General features: G+C 72.6%; 12 protein-coding genes and 1 pseudogene. 4 read left to right on the top strand and 9 right to left on the bottom strand.

Translation table 11 applies throughout. The annotated features are described in order from the left end of the window. Positions 1-1293, bottom strand: coding sequence for an MFS transporter (locus IE318_RS23065; RefSeq protein WP_189903474.1), 1293 nt, complete (start codon positions 1291-1293; stop codon positions 1-3). Positions 1294-1726: 433 nt separating this feature from the next. Between IE318_RS23065 and IE318_RS23070 the strand changes: the two genes are divergently transcribed. Further along, complete coding sequence (locus IE318_RS23070; protein WP_189903289.1) at positions 1727-2659, top strand: helix-turn-helix domain-containing protein; 933 nt, start codon at positions 1727-1729, stop codon at positions 2657-2659. 478 nt (positions 2660-3137) lie between these two features. After that, positions 3138-4226, top strand: coding sequence for a sulfite oxidase (locus tag IE318_RS23075; RefSeq protein WP_229903700.1), 1089 nt, complete (start codon positions 3138-3140; stop codon positions 4224-4226). 24 nt (positions 4227-4250) lie between these two features. On the opposite strand, the gene IE318_RS23080 is transcribed toward IE318_RS23075, so the two are convergent. From IE318_RS23080 to IE318_RS23095, 4 genes are all read right to left on the bottom strand, one after another. Next, a complete protein-coding gene (locus IE318_RS23080) occupies positions 4251-4931 on the bottom strand; it encodes an NAD(P)H-dependent oxidoreductase (protein ID WP_189903291.1) in 681 nt (226 codons plus the stop codon). Positions 4932-4965: 34 nt separating this feature from the next. Next, a complete protein-coding gene (locus IE318_RS23085) occupies positions 4966-5307 on the bottom strand; it encodes an ArsR/SmtB family transcription factor (RefSeq protein WP_030176133.1) in 342 nt (113 codons plus the stop codon). A gap of 144 nt (positions 5308-5451) precedes the next feature. Next, on the bottom strand, positions 5452-6597 hold the full coding sequence (locus IE318_RS23090; RefSeq protein WP_030176129.1) for an RNA polymerase sigma factor: 1146 nt from the start codon (positions 6595-6597) through the stop codon (positions 5452-5454). Next, entirely contained in the window at positions 6597-7010 is a 414-nt protein-coding gene (locus tag IE318_RS23095; protein WP_030176125.1) for a YciI family protein, read from the bottom strand. Before IE318_RS23095 ends, IE318_RS23090 begins: the two co-directional genes overlap by 1 nt. Before the next feature lie 308 nt (positions 7011-7318). Here IE318_RS23095 and IE318_RS23100 point away from each other — a divergent pair, with 308 nt between their 5' ends. Next, positions 7319-8761 carry a glycosyltransferase family 39 protein gene (locus IE318_RS23100; RefSeq protein WP_189903293.1) on the top strand — a complete coding sequence of 481 codons (1443 nt, stop codon included), beginning with the start codon at positions 7319-7321 and terminating at the stop codon, positions 8759-8761. Here the strand turns inward: IE318_RS23100 and IE318_RS23105 are convergent. Then, positions 8752-10194, bottom strand: a complete 1443-nt coding sequence (locus tag IE318_RS23105) for a HAMP domain-containing sensor histidine kinase (RefSeq protein WP_189903295.1) — start codon at positions 10192-10194, stop codon at positions 8752-8754. The genes IE318_RS23100 and IE318_RS23105 overlap by 10 nt on opposite strands. Positions 10195-10454: 260 nt before the next feature. Beyond that, positions 10455-13487: a glycosyl hydrolase gene (locus tag IE318_RS23110; RefSeq protein ID WP_189903298.1), complete on the bottom strand. Its 3033-nt coding sequence runs from the start codon at positions 13485-13487 to the stop codon at positions 10455-10457. A 280-nt stretch (positions 13488-13767) separates the two neighbouring features. On the opposite strand from IE318_RS23110, the gene IE318_RS23115 reads away from it, so the two are divergent. After that, entirely contained in the window at positions 13768-14613 is an 846-nt protein-coding gene (locus tag IE318_RS23115; RefSeq protein WP_189903299.1) for a patatin-like phospholipase family protein, read from the top strand. A 144-nt stretch (positions 14614-14757) separates the two neighbouring features. On the opposite strand, the gene IE318_RS23120 is transcribed toward IE318_RS23115, so the two are convergent. Together IE318_RS23120 and IE318_RS23125 are read right to left on the bottom strand one after the other, a co-directional pair. After that, entirely contained in the window at positions 14758-15645 is an 888-nt protein-coding gene (locus tag IE318_RS23120; protein WP_189903302.1) for an NAD-dependent protein deacetylase, read from the bottom strand. Positions 15646-15958: 313 nt separating this feature from the next. Then, a pseudogene (locus IE318_RS23125) lies at positions 15959-16226 on the bottom strand (hypothetical protein); the annotation flags it as partial.

Below are 16226 nucleotides of genomic sequence, written 5' to 3' on the forward strand. Positions count from 1 at the left end.
TCAGCCGCGAGGCAGGAACAGGCGGGAGAGGGCGGTGGTGGCCAGGAGGAGGGCCCCGACGGCGAGGAGGCCGACGCGCATGCCGTCCAGGGAGAAGCCGCCGCCGGGGCCGGCGAGCAGACTGCCGAAGAGCGCGACGGCGAGCGCACCGCCCGTCTGACGAAGGGAGTTGAGCAGTCCCGACGCGGTCCCCGCGCGCTCCCCGGGGACGGCGTCCAACAGCAGCGCGGTCAGCGCGGGCACCGCCACGGCCCCGCCTACGCTCAGCGGCAGCAGCAGGACCAGCACCAGCCACAGCGGCGTGTGCGCGGCCAGCGGCAGCAGGGCCACCATCGCTCCGGCGAAGATCAGCTGACCGGCGACGATCACCGCCCGCCGCCCGATCCGCTCCGCCAGGCGCGGCGAGACCAGGTTGGTCCCCGTCACCACCGCCGACATCGGGACGAACATCAGCCCGGCCGCGACCGCCGACATCCCGCGCAGCTGCTGGTAGTAGAGACCGAGGAGGAAGATCCCGCCGTAGAAGGCGGCGTTGACGGCGAAACCGACCGCGAGCGCAACCGCCACCCGGCGGTCCCGCAGCATTCCCAGCGGAACCATGGGCTGGCGGTGCCGGCCCTCCACCACGACGAAGGCGTACCCGGAACCGACGGCGAGCGCGGCGGCCGCCAGGACGGGGATGCTGGTCCAGCCCAGGTGGCCGCCCTCGATGCCCGCGAAGGCAAGCCCGGCCAGGGCCAGCACGGCCGTGAGCTGACCGGCGCCGTCCAGCGCGGCCGGCCGGCGCGGGGAGCGCGGCACCCGGGCCAGCAGCCCCAGAATCACCGCGCCCACCGGGAGGTTGAGCAGGAAGACCGCCCGCCAGCCGGCCCAGTCGGTGAGCAGTCCGCCCAGCACCGGGCCGGCGGCCATCGCCACCGAACCGCCGACCGTCCACAGCGCGATGGCGCGGGCGCGGGCCCGGGCGTCGTCGTAGGCCTGCCGGATCAGCGCCAGCGAGGCGGGCATCACCACCGCGGCGGCCCCGCCCTGCGCCACGCGCGCGGCGACCAGCACGCCGATCCCGGGCGCGAGCGCGCAGCCGAGGGAGGCGAGGGTGAACAGGGCGACTCCCCAGGCGTAGGCACGGCGCGCACCCGATCGGTCGGCGAGGGCACCGGCGGAGAGCATCAGCGCCGCGAACATCAGGGTGTAGGCGTCCACCACCCACTGCAGGCCGGCCATGCCACCGCTGAGCGAGTCCCGGATGGCGGGCAGGGCGATGTTCACCGCCGAGACGTCGATGGTGATCACTGTGAAGCCGAGAAGCGAAGCGACCAGCTCGACGCCGCTGCGCCGTGGCGGGGCGGGGACGTCGCCGGCCGGCGCGGATGGTCGGGCCCGGCCCGGCCCGCGTCGCCGTGGCGCGGACGTGTGCGGCTCGGCGCCGCGCTCGTCGGCGGACACGGTGCTGGAGGACGGGCGGGAGGTGATCGGCACGGTGGGCTCCTCGGCTGCGGCAGGCCTGGTCGACGTTCATCAGGGATCGTCGGGCGGGCGGCCGCCGCCGGCCGGGGCCGCGGTCCGGTGTCAGTCACCCCCTGGGCCCCGGCGGCCGGGCCGCCCGCTCCGGGATCAACTCTCCGCCCGACCGCGGCCACCCGGCAGACCGCGCCGTTCCCGGGTGCCGCGTTCCAGGCCCTGACACGGCCCCCCACGTACCTGGCGCGCCTGAGACAATGGGCCCATGGCAGCAGCGGACGCGCGAGGCACGGAGCTCGGCAGGTACCTGAAGGCCCGCAGGGCACAGGTGCGACCTGAGGAGGTCGGACTCCCCGCCGGCGCGGGTCTGCGCCGTACCCCGGGGCTGCGCCGGGAGGAGCTGGCCGCGCTGGCCGGGGTGAGCGTCGACTACTACATCCGTCTGGAGCGCGGCCGGGAGACCAACCCCTCACCCGCCGTCGTGGACGCCCTCGGCCGCGCCCTGCGGCTGCGCGGCGACGGCTACGAGCGTCTGCACGAGCTCGCGGAGCTGGCCTCCGGCCGGGTCTCCGAGCTGCCGGCCTGCTCGGACCACACGGTCCGCGGGTCCGTGCTGCGGATGCTGGACTCGGTGCGCCCCCTGCCCGCCTACGTCGTCAGCCGCTACAACCGCGTACTGGCCGCGAACCCCCCCGGCCGGCGGCTCCTGCCCGGCCTCTGGGACTGGCCGGAGGAGCAGCGCAACCTGACCCGCTACCTCTTCCTCCACCCCGTCGGCCGCACGCTCTACGAACCGTGGGAGGAGACGGTCGCCCACTCGGTGGCGCATCTGAGGGCGGTCGCCGGGGCCGACCCGGACGACCCCGAACTGACCGCGCTGGTCGGTGAACTGGTCCTGAAGTCGCCTGACTTCGCGCGGCTGTGGGAGCGGTACGACGTCTGTGAGCGCGGAGGCGGGGAGAAGACGTTCCGGCATCCGAAGGCCGGGCGGATGACCCTGACGTACGAGGTCATGCGACTGGCCCGGACCGGCGGCCAGCGGATGGTGGTGTACCAGGCGGCCCCCGGCACCGCGGACGAGGAGGCCATGTTCCGCCTGGAGTCCGCGGACGCCCGGCCGGAGCTCCCCGCAGGCCACCCGCAGCAGTCCCCGGCCGCCGAGCCGTCCCGGGCCCCGGCCGCCGTCGCCGCCGGGTGAGGGCTTCGCCGAAGTCGACTGCACGGCCCGGAGCACCGGTATCCCGCTCGGCGCGGACCAACCGGGGCGGGCGTTCGCCTCGGATCGCCCGTACTGAGAGCGGGCCGAACCGGTCGTCGCGAGCTCCTCGGCGACTTGAACCTCTTCGGCCTCTATGACGTGACGGGGCGTTCCTGCCGCTGCTGCTGCGCTCCCGGGAGCGATCGTCAACAACCTGTCGATCAACGGCCTCGCCGCCTTCCGGCCGGTCCCGGCCTACTCGATGCTCGCCCCCGACCAGCCGCGCGCGGCTCTCGGAGCCGCCGCCGGCGAGGAGTCGAAGTCGCGCAGGCAACGGGTGGCCCGCAGGCGCCGGCGCACGGTCCACCTCCTTCTCCACCCAGCCCGAGTACCCTGCGGCCGCCCCCCACGCTGTGCCGGGCGGCCGAAGGCTGGTGCCGGGCGATGGGATCGCGTCGTACGCGGGAACACATCCCATGTGAACGTATGGGGCAAACGGGACGACATGGTCGTGCACGAGAGGGAACCGTTCAACGCCGAACCGCCGCGCATCGCGCTCGCGGGGCTGCCGGAGACGCCCGTCGACACCTTCTACGGCCGTAATCACGGCCCGGTTCCGGACATCGATGCGGCGGCGTGGCGCCTGCGCGTGGACGGTCTGGTCGAACGGGTGCTGGAGTTGTCGCTGGACGACCTGCGGGCGCGGTTCCACGCGGCGGAGGTCGTGGCGACGTTGGAGTGCGCGGGCAACCGGCGGGCCGGGCTGACCGAGGTGCGTGACATTCCCGGCGAGGCTGCGTGGGGCGCGGGCGCCATCGCGACGGCCCGCTGGAGCGGGGTGCGGCTGGCCGATGTGCTCGCCGCGGCCGGTCCGGCGCAGCAGGCCCGGCACATCGCCTTCGCCGCTCCGGACGTCTCCCGGCTCGCCGACCCGCCGCAGCCCTATGGTGGCTCCATCCCGGTCGGCAAGGCGCTGGGACCGGAGGTGCTGCTGGCCTGGTCCATGAACGGCCGGCCGTTGCCCCGGGTGCACGGAGGGCCGGTGCGGGTGGTGGTGCCGGGCTGGATCGGTGCCCGGAGCGTCAAGTGGCTCACCGGCATCACGGCCCAGGACCAGCCGTCAGGAAACTACTTCCAGGCCACCGCCTACCGCGTCCTGCCGGCCGATGCCGACCCGTCGAAGGCCGGGCCGGGTGAGGGCATCTCGCTGGGGCCCCTGGCGCTGAACTGCGCCGTTCTCAGCCCTGAGGACGGCGCGTGCCTGCCCTCGGGGCCGACCGAGATCACCGGCTATGCGCTGGCCGGTGACGACCGCACCGTTGCGCGGGTCGACGTCTCGCTGGACGGCGGCGGCTCCTGGGTGCAGGCAGAACTGGACGAGGCGCCCGGGCCGTGGGTGTGGCAGCACTGGCGTACCCGCCTTACCCTCGGTCCAGGCGCGGTCGAGGTCACCGCCCGCGCGTGGGACTGCACGGCGGCGGCCATGCCGGAGTCCCCGGCCCAGCTGTGGAACCCCAAGGGTTATGCCAACAACTCCTGGGACAGAGTCCGCCTGACGTGCCGCTGATGTGCAGGACCGCGATCCACAGGGTCAACGCACGGCGGTCGGCAGATCCGCCGCGACGAGGGCGACGGACTCTCGGACGGTATCCAGCGCCGCTGTCCGTTCCTGGTCGGTCATGTGGGCCGGCCCGTAGGTGACCACGGGGTCGAGGACCTGGTAGCCGACGAACTCCAGCATGCCGCGGTGGATGTGGAACAGGAACTCGTTCATGGGGCCGAGAGCGCCGCCGGGTCGGAACGACTCACTGGACCCGCCGGTCGTGAGCAGCAGCATCGCGCGCTTCCCGGCGAGCGCGGCGTCGTCGAAGAGACCGTGGTCCCCGCCGAAGACCCCGCCCATCACGAAGACCCGGTCGATCCAGCCCTTGAGGATGGCGGGCAGCGAGAACCACCACATCGGGAACGACAGCACGAGCAGATCTGCGGCGAGCAGCCGGTCGAGATGTTCCCCGACGGTCGTGTCGAGCGACCCGTCCTTGACCGCGCGCATCTGCTCGGCCTGCGGCTTGAAGTGGCCGACCACAGGTGCGAACTCCTGGCGGTCGAGGACCGGGGCCCATCCCTCGGCGTAGAGGTCGAGGACGTCGACTCGGTACCCGGCCTCACGCAGGGTCCGGGCCGCCGTGGTCATCTGGGCGGTGCTGAACGAGTGGGGCTCGGGGTGGGCGTGGACGATCAGGGCAACGGGGGCAGCATCGAAGGTCGACATGAGTCGATCGTATCGACATATTGCGATGTGTCAATCAGACGGTGGCGCCGAACGCCCGTGCCACCTGCGCCAGCCGCTCCTCGTCGCGCCGGTAGTGGGTCCACTTGCCCACCCGGGTGGGGCGGACGAGCCCCGCCCGCTCGAGCGTGCTCATGTAACTGGAGACGGTCGACTGTGCGAGCCCCGACTTCGCCTGGATGTGCGTGACACACACGCCGACCGACCGGCGGTCCGCGATCGGCTCGTACTCGCCGAAGTGCGCGTCGGGATCCTTCAGCCACTGCATGATCTGCAAACGGGCGGGGTTGCCGAGGGCCTTGAACACCTCGATCAGATCACCCGCACCCGATTCCGTCGTCTCCGTCGTCGCGGCCACGCGCCACCCCTCTCGCTCTGCACTCCGACACACCACGATATCTCGATATCAGGTGCCGGCAGCGGCCGAGGAGCCGCGCCCGGCACCCGCCCGGTGGCGGCCGTGATCCGCGGAAAATGCGGGACACATTCCGGGGACAGCCTGTCAACGGCACCGGCGGGCGTTGAGCCGGGCGGCCTGGCGCGTCAGGTGGTCGCGCTCGGCCAGGTTGGGCGCCTTGTGGGCGGCCTCGGCGTACAGCCGTGCCGCCGTCGCCAGGTCGCCGTCGCGCTCGTGGAGGTAGGCCGCCACCGCGGCATGGCGGGGCAGCGAGGCGTCCAGCGCGGCGAGCGCCGCCAGCCCGGCGCGCGGCCCGTCGGCCTCGCCGACGGCGACCGCACGGTTGAGCCGGACGACCGGGCTGTCGGTCAGGCGGGCCAGCTCGTCGTACCACTCGACGATCTGCACCCAGTCCGTCTCCTCGGCGGTAGGCGCGTCCGCGTGGAGAGCCGCGATGGCCGCCTGGGCCTGGAACTCGCCCAGCCGGTCGCGGGCGAGGGCCGCCTGGAGGATCTCGACGCCCTCGGCGATCGACTTCGTGTCCCAGCGGCTTCGGTCCTGCTCGGCGAGCGGCACCAGGCTGCCGTCGGGCGCGGTCCGGGCGGCGCGCCGGGCGTGGTGGAGCAGCATGAGGGCGAGCAGCCCCGCCACCTCGGGGTGGTCGATCGCGGCCGCGAGCTGCCGGGTGAGCCGGATGGCCTCGGCGGCGAGGTCGACGTCGCCGGAGTAGCCCTCGTTGAAGACGAGGTACAGGACGCGCAGCACGGTGGCGACGTCGCCGGGCCGGTCGAAGCGCACTCCGGAGACGGTGCGCTTGGCCCGGCTGATCCGCTGCGCCATGGTCGCTTCGGGCACCAGGTAGGCCCGGGCGATCTGGCGGGTGGTGAGCCCGCCGACGGCGCGCAGGGTGAGTGCGACCGCCGACGAGGGGGTCAGCGACGGGTGGGCGCACAGGAAGTAGAGCTGAAGTGTGTCGTCCACCGCGGGCGCCGGCCCGGGCGCCGGCTCCTCTTCCACGAGGTCCTCACGCCTGCGGCGGGCGGTGTCCGAGCGGTTCGCGTCGAGGAACTTGCGCCAGGCCACGGTGACCAGCCAGCCCTTCGCGTCCCGCGGCGGGTCGGCCGGCCAGACGCGCAGTGCCTCGACGAGCGCGTCCTGCACGGCGTCCTCGGCCGCCGCGAAGTCGGCTCCGCGCCGGACGAGGACGGTGAGCACGCTCGGCGTGAGGCTCCTCAGCAGGGCCTCGTTCATCAATGGCACTCGGCGATGCCGGGCGTCGCGGTCAGGAACGGGCGCAGCTCCAGCCACTCGTGGATCGGCTTGCCGCCCGCCCCGGGGGCGGCCGACAGCTCCCCGGCCAGCTCGACGGCGCGCTCGTGGCTGTCGACGTCGATGACCATCCAGCCGGCGATGAGGTCCTTGGTCTCGGCGAACGGCCCGTCGGTGACCGGCGGGCGCCCCTCACCGTCGTAGCGGACCCACGCTCCCTCCGGGGCGAGTGCCTGGCCGTCGACGAACTCCCCGGTCTTCTCCAGCCGTGCCGCGAAGTCGTTCATGTACTGGATGTGCGCCGAGATCTCCTCCGGCGTCCACTGGTCCATCGGCACGTCGTTCACGGCGGCCGGGGCGCCGCGGTAGTGCTTGAGCAGCAGGTACTTGGCCATGGTGGTGCTCCTCGGTCCTGGTGCGACCCATTGTGGTCGCGTTCACCCCGGGGACGGAGCCCGTCACGGATTCTCGACATCGCCGCCCGAAATTTTTTTGACCGGTAAGTTCCGGGGGTGTTCGGTTCCGTCGGACGCGGCTCGACCGGCGCGACCGGGACCGGAGCGACGGAGGTTCGTCGTGGGGGGAACATTGCTGGAGCCATGGGGAGCGCATGACCTGCGGCATCCTTTGCATGACCCGGAGAGGCTCGACCGCTGGTACCGGTGGTCGCTCGCCGTCCTGCTCGCCCTGTCGGCCGGGCTGAGTGGGCCTCTGGAAGCTGGACCGTGACGCGTCGTCCTGGCGGGACGAGACCGTCAGCTACGCCGTGGGGAAGCGTTCCCTGAGCGAGCTGTGGCTCCTGGTGCAGCACATCGACGCCGTCCACGGCCTGTACTACTTCCTGGCCCACGTGCTGCTGGCCGTACGGGACGACGGCGTGCCGACCCTGCGCGTCCTGTCGGTGCTCGGCACGCTGACCGCCGTGCTGGGAGTGCGCGCCATCGGCAGCCGGCTCGGCGACCCGGCGACCGGGTTCCTGGCCGGGGTCGCCTTCCTGTGCGTTCCCCAGGTGCAGTTCTACGCGCAGGAGGCCCGCTCCTATGCGCTGGTGAGCGCCTCGGTGGTGTGGGCGACGTGGTTCTTCGTGCGTGCGCTGCAGGACGACCGGCGACGCTGGTGGACCGGATACGCGGGGTTGCTCCTCCTGGCCGGGTGGCTGCACGTTTTCGCCCTGCTGGTTCTCCTCGCGCACGCCGTGACGCTCTGGCGCGGCGGGCACCTGGGCCGTCTCGGCCGGCGCTGGCTGTCGGTGATCGCCTTCGTCGGTTGTGCCGTGGCTCCGCTGGCGGTGGTCAGTGCCGGTCAGGCCTCGGCGCAGCTGGACTGGCTGGGCCGACCAGGACTTCAGGACTGGCTGGGATTCGCGGTACCTGCCCTGGTGGCAGCCGCCCTGGGCCGGCTGCTTCGCCGGCACGGCGGGGACCCGGCCGGAGCGGCGACGCTTCCACTGATCGGCGTCCCGCTCATGGTCGTCCCGGCCGGCTTCCTGCTGACCGTGTCCGTCGTTCATCCCTGGTACGTCGACCGCTACGTGCTGTACTGCATGTCCGGGCCGGCCCTCCTCGTCGGCGGAGCCCTGCGGCACTGGCAGTTGATCCTCCGGGCGGAGGCGGATCCGGCGCGCAGACGGCGCCGGCTGTACGCCAAGGCAGCCACGGCCTGCGCCGTCCTCTCGGCGCTCGGCCCCTGGTACTGGCAGATGCGCTCCCCGGCGAGCCGCACCGACACCGTGGAGAGCTACTGGGGACTGACGGTCAGCGCGCCGGGAGACCCCGAACCGGTACTGTTCGAGCCCGCCCGCCGCCGTGCGTGGATCCTGGCCCGGCCCCGGAGCTTCGGGCCACTGGACGACATCGCGCTGACGCGGACCCCGGCTGCCTCCGGCACGCTGTACGGCGTCGAGGCGCCCCCGGACGTCATCCGGCAGCGCATGCTCCGGCACCGCGAGATCAACGTCCTGCGCGATCGTCCCGGACAGCCGCAGGACAACACGCCCGCGGAGATCACCAAGCGGGACGTCCTGCGCCGGCACTACCGGCTCTGCTGGGTGATCCCGGTCAACGGCGGTGAATCCGCGATCTTCATCCGCCGCGACGCCGCCCCGACGAACCCTCTGTGCGCGCCCGGGCGCGACATCTACAGCTGACCCTCTCGAGGACCCCTCGCGGCCGTCGTCGGGGGCGGGGTGCGGGCACCCGGGATCTGTACGACGGCCTCGGTGCCCTGAGTTTCGGCGGCCCGCAGGGTCACCGTGCCACCGGCCTCCTGGACCGCTTTCGCCACGATGGCCAGCCCCAGCCCGCTTCCGGGCAGGCTCCGGGAGGTGGGCGAGCGCCAGAAGCGGTCGAACACGTGCGGCAGTTCATCGGCGGCGATCCCTGGCCCCTGGTCGCGTACCGTGAGCCGGCCGTTGCCGAGCCGGAGGCTCACGACCGCCTCCGGCGGAGAGAACTTCACCGCGTTGTCGAGCAGGTTCACGATGGCTCGCTCAAGGGCGGCGGCATCAGCAATGACGTACCACTCGTCCAGGTCACTGGTGAACCGGACCTCGTTTCCCCGGGGTCTGACTCGCTCCAAGGCCCTCCTGGCCACCTCGTGCAGGGGAACGACGGCGTATGTCGCCCTGCCCTGCTGAGCGTCGGACCGGGACAGCTCCTGGAGGTCGGCGATGAGGACGGCGAGTTCCCCGGTCTGCGACTCCACGGAGTCGAGCAGGTCGTCCAGTGCCCCTTCGGGGAGTTTCCGGCCCGATCTGTAGCTTTTGGCCAGGAGCTGGATGTTCGCCCGGAGCGAGGTCAGCGGGGTGCGCAATTCGTGTCCCGCGTCGGCGATGAGCTGCTGCTGGCTCTCCCGGGAGGCCGCAAGGGCTTCCGTCATGTCGTTGAAGCTCCTGGACAGCCGGGCGATCTCATCACCGCCGTCGACAGGTATCCGGACCGTCAGATCCTGGGTGCGAGCGATGAGCTCCGCCACTCGCGTCAGATGCTCCACCGGCTTCAGGCCGCCGCGGCTGATCGCGACACCGGCGGTGGCCGCACCGACGACGCCGACCCCTGCGAAGCCCAACAGCGCCAGAGCGAGATTGTTCAGAGGTTTGTCCACCACATCGAGAGGCTGCGCGATGGATACGGCGTAGCCTCCGGAAAGCCTCGCCGGCATGGTCGGCCGGGTCGTCGACACCCGCATGCTCTGCCCGCCCTCGGACACCGTGTCGTGTATCGCCGAACCGAGGAGTCCCCGTGCCACGGCGATGTCGGTGGCACGGATCTCCAGCTTCTTGTTGCCGGGCGCGACGCACGCCGTTCCGTCCGATGTGATGACCTGCACCACATAGGGGGTCGGTGTCTCGTTCCGTTGTTCCGGCCCGTGCAGTTCGGCACCGCACAGACTGAGCAGTTCCTGCACATAGCCGGGCGACGCCTGAACGTTCCGCAGATTCGAGTCCAGTTGGTGCGCCAGCTGCTGCTTGGTGACCAGCCATGACGCTATCGCGACAGCACTGACGGCCACGGTCACCGCCACGGCGGCGGACAGCCCGAGCCTCAGTCGCAGGCTCAGGCGCCTGAACGCGTTCCTCATGTCAGGAGTCCCCCGGATGTTCCTCGGCCGCCCCTCACTCGCAGAGGCGAGAGGGTGACCTGAAGAGTGTGGGTCCTCATGATGAGAATCAGCTGAACCGCCCAGGCCGCGGCCGCCGGCGGACTGCCGCCGGACGACGGTCCGCCGGCCGACTCGACCGACAGACCACCGTCCGGCGGGGTGTCACGAGCGCCGGCACGCGTCGGCGCTCGTGACCGTCGAACTCGGCAGTCTCACGCCCGCTCGCGACGGCAGGGTTCTCACGCCACCGTCGCCTGGCCGTACGGCACCAGCCGGACCGGGCCGACCAGGCCGTACGCCTGGCGTGTCGTCGTGCCGAACACCGCCGGGTCGGCGACGCGCAGCCGGTTGATCAGGGGGACGGCCACCTCGACCTCGATGGTGTTGGTGCCGCGGCGCAGCCACGGGCCGACGTCGAGGACGGGATGGACGCGGTCCACCGGGTCCATCGGGGTGCCGTTGACGCTGACCCGGCAGGTGTCGCTGACCTGGCCGAGCTCCAGCATCGCGCCGGTGTCGCCCTGCCAGGTGTCCGGCAGGGTCACGGTGGTGCGGTAGCGGCCGATGCCGCCAACATCGGACAGCTCCGTGATCTGCGACCAGGGAAGAAGCGCGTCGAGGGACAGCGTGTGGGCGACGGTCCGCGTACTGGTCGCCCGGTCGCCGGGCTGCCAGTCCTCCACCTCCAGGGTCCAGGCGGCCGGGGTGACGGGGTCGGGCACCGCCGCGATCTCCGAGACGACCGTACGGCCCTGGGACAGGCGTGTGGTGAAGGTTCCGGCGGCAGCGGCGCGGACGACCAGTCCGCCGTCGCCGGTGAACAGCGCCTGGTCGGCGTCGGTGGTCACGGCGTGCGGCCGGTCGCCGTGCCGGTCCCCGAACGACCCCGGCTTCGCCAGGGCGACGATCAGGGTCTCCCCGGGTTCCAGGGCCACCCGCAGGGTGACCGAGTCACCGTCGTCGCCGTACTGGCCGAGGCGTACGGCCTTGCCGCTCCACGCGTCGAGCACGTACGGCACCGTCGTGCCGCCGTGCGTGCGGCGCAGCGTCACCTCGTGGTCGATCCGGGCGACGGGCGGCTTGACGTTCTCGGCGTGCTTGCCGTTGCACAGGTAGTAGAAGTCGGCGTCGGCGGTGACCCGGTGGGCGTTCAGCAGCGTGGAGGAGGTGCCGTGCACGACGTCGGGGATCACCCCGAGCGCGGCGAGGGCATCGCCCACCAGAGTCTTGTCGCTCACGCGCCGGACGTTGGGCAGCGCGAGGAGCTCGTCGAGGACGCCCTGCAGTTCCGCGGTCTCGCCGGCCGCCGGCACCCCCGGAGTCAGCGCCGCGTCGAACGCGCCGTACACGACGGTCGCCAGCCCCGCCTTCGCGAACTGCAGCAGCTTGCGGGCGTCCGCGAGGGCGAGCGTCGGGGTCGAGCCGTAGAAGAAGTCGCTCTCCAGGAACAGCGCCTTGTACGCGGGACCGTCCGGAGCGAGGCGCCCCCCGCGGACGGTGGCGCTCGGCAGGTCGAGCAGTGGGCTGCTGAGGAACTGGTGGCTCCAGCCCAGCGGCACGCCGGTGGAGGTGAACCAGGAGGCGCCGATGCCGGTGGCCGAGTACCCGGTCTGCCGGAACACGGCCACATCGGCCCGCGCGGTGCCGGACTGCAGGACGCGGTGGACGCGCCCCAGGTAGCCGGAGACGTCCTCGGCGTGCCGCCAGGTGGGCTGCCGGGGTCCCCAGGACTCGCCGTAGCCGGGCGCGCCGTTGTACGGACTGAACGCGGCGAAGCCGGGCCAGCTCACGCCGGGGACGGTGGCGTAGGAGAAGCCGTGCAGGACCGTCTGGTTGACGCCCGCCGCGTACGCCCCGCCCATGGTGCGCAGGATCCGGTCCCAGGTGGTGCTGTAGGCCGTGCCCGCGTACGCGCCCGCCTCGCAGGACAGCACCGGGTGCCCGGCCATGTCCCGGCCGCCGGCCAGGCATCGGTAGTCGTCCAGGTTCTTGAAGCCGAGCGACTCGCCCTCGGGGATGTCGAGGAGGGCGGCGGAGGCGATGGAGTCGGTCTGCAGTCCGTACGGCTGCGACCGCAGCTGCATGCCGAGGCCGTGCGCCCAGTCGCGCAGCGCGGCGATGTGGTGGCGGTTGAAGAGGATCGACACGGTCTCCCAGAAGTCGTGCCGTATCTGGCGGGTCAGTTCCGCCTCGAAGGCGAAGACCTGGTTGCTGTTGTCGAGCACGATCGCCGGGAGGTACGGCGCGAGGGCCCGGCCGGTGTGCTCCTCGAAGGCCTTCGGCAGGTCCGGCGTCCACTGCAGGCCCTTGGTCTCCAGCTCGATGGAGTCCTCGAAGAAGGCGCCGCCGGCGGCCTTCAGCAGCTGCTTCACCTCGCGGGTGAGGAGGTTGTCCTCCCAGTAGCGGGTGATCGCGGCGGTGCCGGCGGCGCTGAAGTGGTCGACGACATAGGCGGCGGGGGAGGAGTGCGGGCCGCCCTCGGGCTGCTGGGCCGAGCCGCGCTGCCAGTAGGAGAGCACCACCCAGTCGCCGTCGGCGGGCGCGGTCCACGTGAGGCTTCCGCCGCTGACGCGATCGGTCAGGTCGGTGACGGAGTCGGCGTCGAGACCGGTCTCCTTGCGCGTGGAGTTGGCGGTGTTCACCCGTGCCGCCTGGACGGCGACGAGTCGCTGCTCGGTGACGCCGGAGGGCGCCGCGTGCACCGGGGCCGGGACCGGGCCGTCGTAGGTGGCGCCGCCGGCCAAGGACGCCTTGCCGTAGGCGAGTTCCTTGGCCGCGGCGTCGTCCTGCGGGGTGACGCCGGGGACGGCGGCGGGCCAGCTCGGGCCGATGGTGAGGTCGATGGTGAGCCCCCGGCGCGCGGCCCGCCGCAGGGCGGCCTCGACGCCCTCCCGCCACGGCTTGCTGCCCCAGCCGTGGCGGGCGGTGTCCAGGACGGACGTGTCGCTGATGCTGTGGTGCACGGCGGCGATCTCGGCGCCCCCGAAGCCGGCGTCGGCCATCTGGTCGATCTCACGGGCGACTTCGTCGGGGTCGACCAGGCCGTCCGGCCACCACCAGCGGAACTTGGGGCGCACGGCGCGGGCCGGCCGGGCGAACCAGTCGGCGTCGAGGGCCGCGTCGGTGGCGGGGGGCGTGGCGGGAGCCGCGGTGGCCGCCGCGGCGGCCGGCGACGGAGCCGAACCGAGGGCGACCGTGGCCCCGGCCACCAGACCGGCCGCCAGCACCGTGCGGCGTCTTGTCCCGCGCCCTTGAGAGAGGGATTCGTGCATGATGTTCCGCCCCAAAGCTGTTACTGGTGAGTTGGTGGTTGAATCGTTTCAATCCCGATGAGTGCCGGAACGCTAAGTCCGCGAGGACAGTGGCGTCAAGATCCGTGACAGCTGTCGGTGCGGGATCCTGAGCCCTGAACACGCCCCGTCCGACTCCCGGTCCCGCCTCGTCGGCGCACTCCCGCCCCCTACCCGTCCCGCTCACGTACTCCGGCCCCGGTCCCGTCCCACCGGCGTACTAGGGTTCACACGGACAACATCGGCGGTCGAGGGGGCGGTCATGTCGGAGGCACTGGTTCTCGGGGGCGGCGGTGTCGGCGGGATCGCGTGGATCACCGGGCTGCTCGCGGGGCTGGCGGACGCGGGTCAGGACGTCACCGGAGCCGGGCTGATCGTGGGCACCTCGGCCGGTTCGGCCGTGGCGGCCCAGCTGGGCAGCGGGCTGACGCTGGAGGAGTTGTACGCCCGGCAGGTGGATCCCGCGCTGCAGGCGACCGAGATCATGGCCGAGATGGATCTGGACCGCTTCGCCGCGGACCTCGGCGCGGCGCTCGGCGAGGCCACCGGCGCCGAGGATCTGCGGCGCAGGGTCGGTGAGTTCGCGCTCCGCGCCGCCACCGTCCCGGAGCCGGAACGCCGGGCGGTCATCGAGTCGCGGCTGCCGTCGCACGCATGGCCCGCGCGCGAACTGAAGATCGTGGCGGTGGACGCGGACAGCGGCCTGCCGCGCGTGTTCGACAAGGAGTCCGGGGTCGGCCTGGTGGACGCCGTCGCCGCGAGCTGCGCGGTCCCCGGGGTCTGGCCGCCCGTGACGATCCAGGGACGCCGGTACGTCGACGGCGGCGTCCGGTCCATCGCCAACGCCGACTACGCGGTCGGGGCGTCCCGCGTGCTGGTGATCGTGCCGATGGGAGCGGCCGAGCCCTTCCCCAGCGAGAAGCCGCTGGAGCAGGCGGTGGAGGAGCTGGGTGCGCAGGGCGCCGAGGTCGCGCTCGTGGAACCGGACGAGGCGTCGCGCGCCGCTGTAGGCGACAACGCGCTGGACCCGGCCACACGCCGGCCGGCCGCCGAGGCCGGGCGCCGGCAGGGGCGCGGACTGACGATCGAGTGGATCCGCGCACTGTGACGCGCGGCGAAGCCCCGGACGGTCCGTCCCCTTCTCCGCGGGAGCCGTGAGACACGGCTTCCTGCGGGAGCCGTGAGACAGCGGCTTCCCTGCGGGAGCCGTGAAACGCGGACGTCGCCGTGCTGGGCGCCATGCAGGTCTCCGTCAGCGGACCCCGAGGCGTTCGGTCAGCTCGGTGAGCGCCTCGCCGAGCGGCAGCGCCACGTGCGCGTGCGCCATGTCATCGCCGCGCGTCGGGCCGAGGTTGATGATGGAGACGGGCTTGCCGTCCTTCGCCGCGCGCCGCACGAACCGCAGTCCCGACAGCACGGCCAGCGAAGAGCCGAGGACGAGGAGCGAGTCCGCGGCGTCGACCAGGTCGAAGCAGCGCTGTGTGCGGTGCTTGGGCACGTTCTCGCCGAAGAACACGACATACGGTTTGAGTACGCCGCCGCACCGCTCGCAGGGCACGACGCGGAACATGTCGACGAGCTCGTCGGGCAGCTCGACGTCGCCGTCGGGGTTGACCGGCAGCTCGGCGGCGCCCTGCGCCGAGAGGAACTCCCCGTTGGCGGCGAGCAGTCGGGCGTCGAGTTCGTCGCGGGGGCCGGTCGTCCCGCAGTCGAGGCAGACGACACGGTCCAGGCTGCCGTGCAGTGCGACGGCGTCCTTCGTCCCGGCGGCCTGGTGCAGCCCGTCGACATTCTGCGTGATCACGGCGCCCACGTGCCCGGAGACGCGCAGCGCCTGCACGGCGTGGTGCCCGGCGTTGGGCCGGGCGGCCGCGATGGCGCGGCGCCCGACGTACCCGCGAGCCCAGTAGCGGCGCCGGTTCGCCTCGTCCGAGACGAAGTCCTGGTAGGTCATGGGGGAGTGCCGCCGGTGCCGCCCGGTCACGCCCCGGTAGTCGGGGATGCCGGACTCGGTGGAGATCCCGGCTCCGGTCAGTACGGCCACCCTGCCGGCGGCGAGTTGCCCGGCGATCTCGTCCATCCCGCCGGCGGGACGAACGCCGGTGTCGGGCACGGGGCCGACTATCGGGCGCATGCGCATACATGCAGCTTAGACGTCTCCGGGTGCGACGTGACCTCGGTGGGGAAGTCGGCGAGCGGCGACAACGCCGCTGGGGCCCCGCACGTCCTTGGGGCAGGGGGAGTGCATGCCGGACCCCGCGGCTGCGCCGTGGTCCGGCGGGGCATCCCGAGCGGGGTGCTCCAGGGTGGGGTCCCCGGGGTGGGGCCCAAGACGAGAACCCCGGCGCGATTACGGCGCGCCGGGATTCTGTGTCGTGTGTCTGTTTGCAGGGCCCCGGCCCGATTACGGCGGGCCGGGTTCTGCTTGGCCGGTCTCGTGCGATGCGGCTGGATCAGTCGTCGTCGTTGTCGTTGTCGTTTCCGTTGTTGTTGCCGTTGTTGCCGCCGTGGTCGCCGCCGTTGTTGCCACCGCGGTCGCCGCCGTGGTCGCCGCCGCGGTCGCCGCCGCGGTCTCCACCCCGGTCGTCGCCGTAGTCGTCGTCGTGGCGGTCGATGACCCGGAAGCTGCCGACCACACCGTTCCTGACGTGCACGCCCCTGACGTCCTTGGGCGTCACGCCGAAGCTGGTGCTGTGGGGGCCGACGGTGGCGATGGGGGCG

This window comes from Streptomyces spiralis (assembly GCF_014654675.1).
Lineage (GTDB): Bacteria > Actinomycetota > Actinomycetes > Streptomycetales > Streptomycetaceae > Streptomyces > Streptomyces spiralis.

Bases quoted from the DNA above. Each gene is read 5' to 3' on its own strand.
- IE318_RS23095 (WP_030176125.1), bottom strand. From the start codon at position 7,010: ATGGCCAAGTACCTGCTGCTCAAGCACTACCGCGGCGCCCCGGCCGCC.
- IE318_RS23110 (WP_189903298.1), bottom strand. From the start codon at position 13,487: ATGCACGAATCCCTCTCTCAAGGGCGCGGGACAAGACGCCGCACGGTG.
- IE318_RS23115 (WP_189903299.1), top strand. From the start codon at position 13,768: ATGTCGGAGGCACTGGTTCTCGGGGGCGGCGGTGTCGGCGGGATCGCG.
- IE318_RS23080 (WP_189903291.1), bottom strand. From the start codon at position 4,931: ATGTCGACCTTCGATGCTGCCCCCGTTGCCCTGATCGTCCACGCCCAC.
- IE318_RS23120 (WP_189903302.1), bottom strand. From the start codon at position 15,645: ATGCGCATGCGCCCGATAGTCGGCCCCGTGCCCGACACCGGCGTTCGT.
- IE318_RS23105 (WP_189903295.1), bottom strand. From the start codon at position 10,194: ATGAGGAACGCGTTCAGGCGCCTGAGCCTGCGACTGAGGCTCGGGCTG.
- IE318_RS23070 (WP_189903289.1), top strand. From the start codon at position 1,727: ATGGCAGCAGCGGACGCGCGAGGCACGGAGCTCGGCAGGTACCTGAAG.
- IE318_RS23090 (WP_030176129.1), bottom strand. From the start codon at position 6,597: ATGAACGAGGCCCTGCTGAGGAGCCTCACGCCGAGCGTGCTCACCGTC.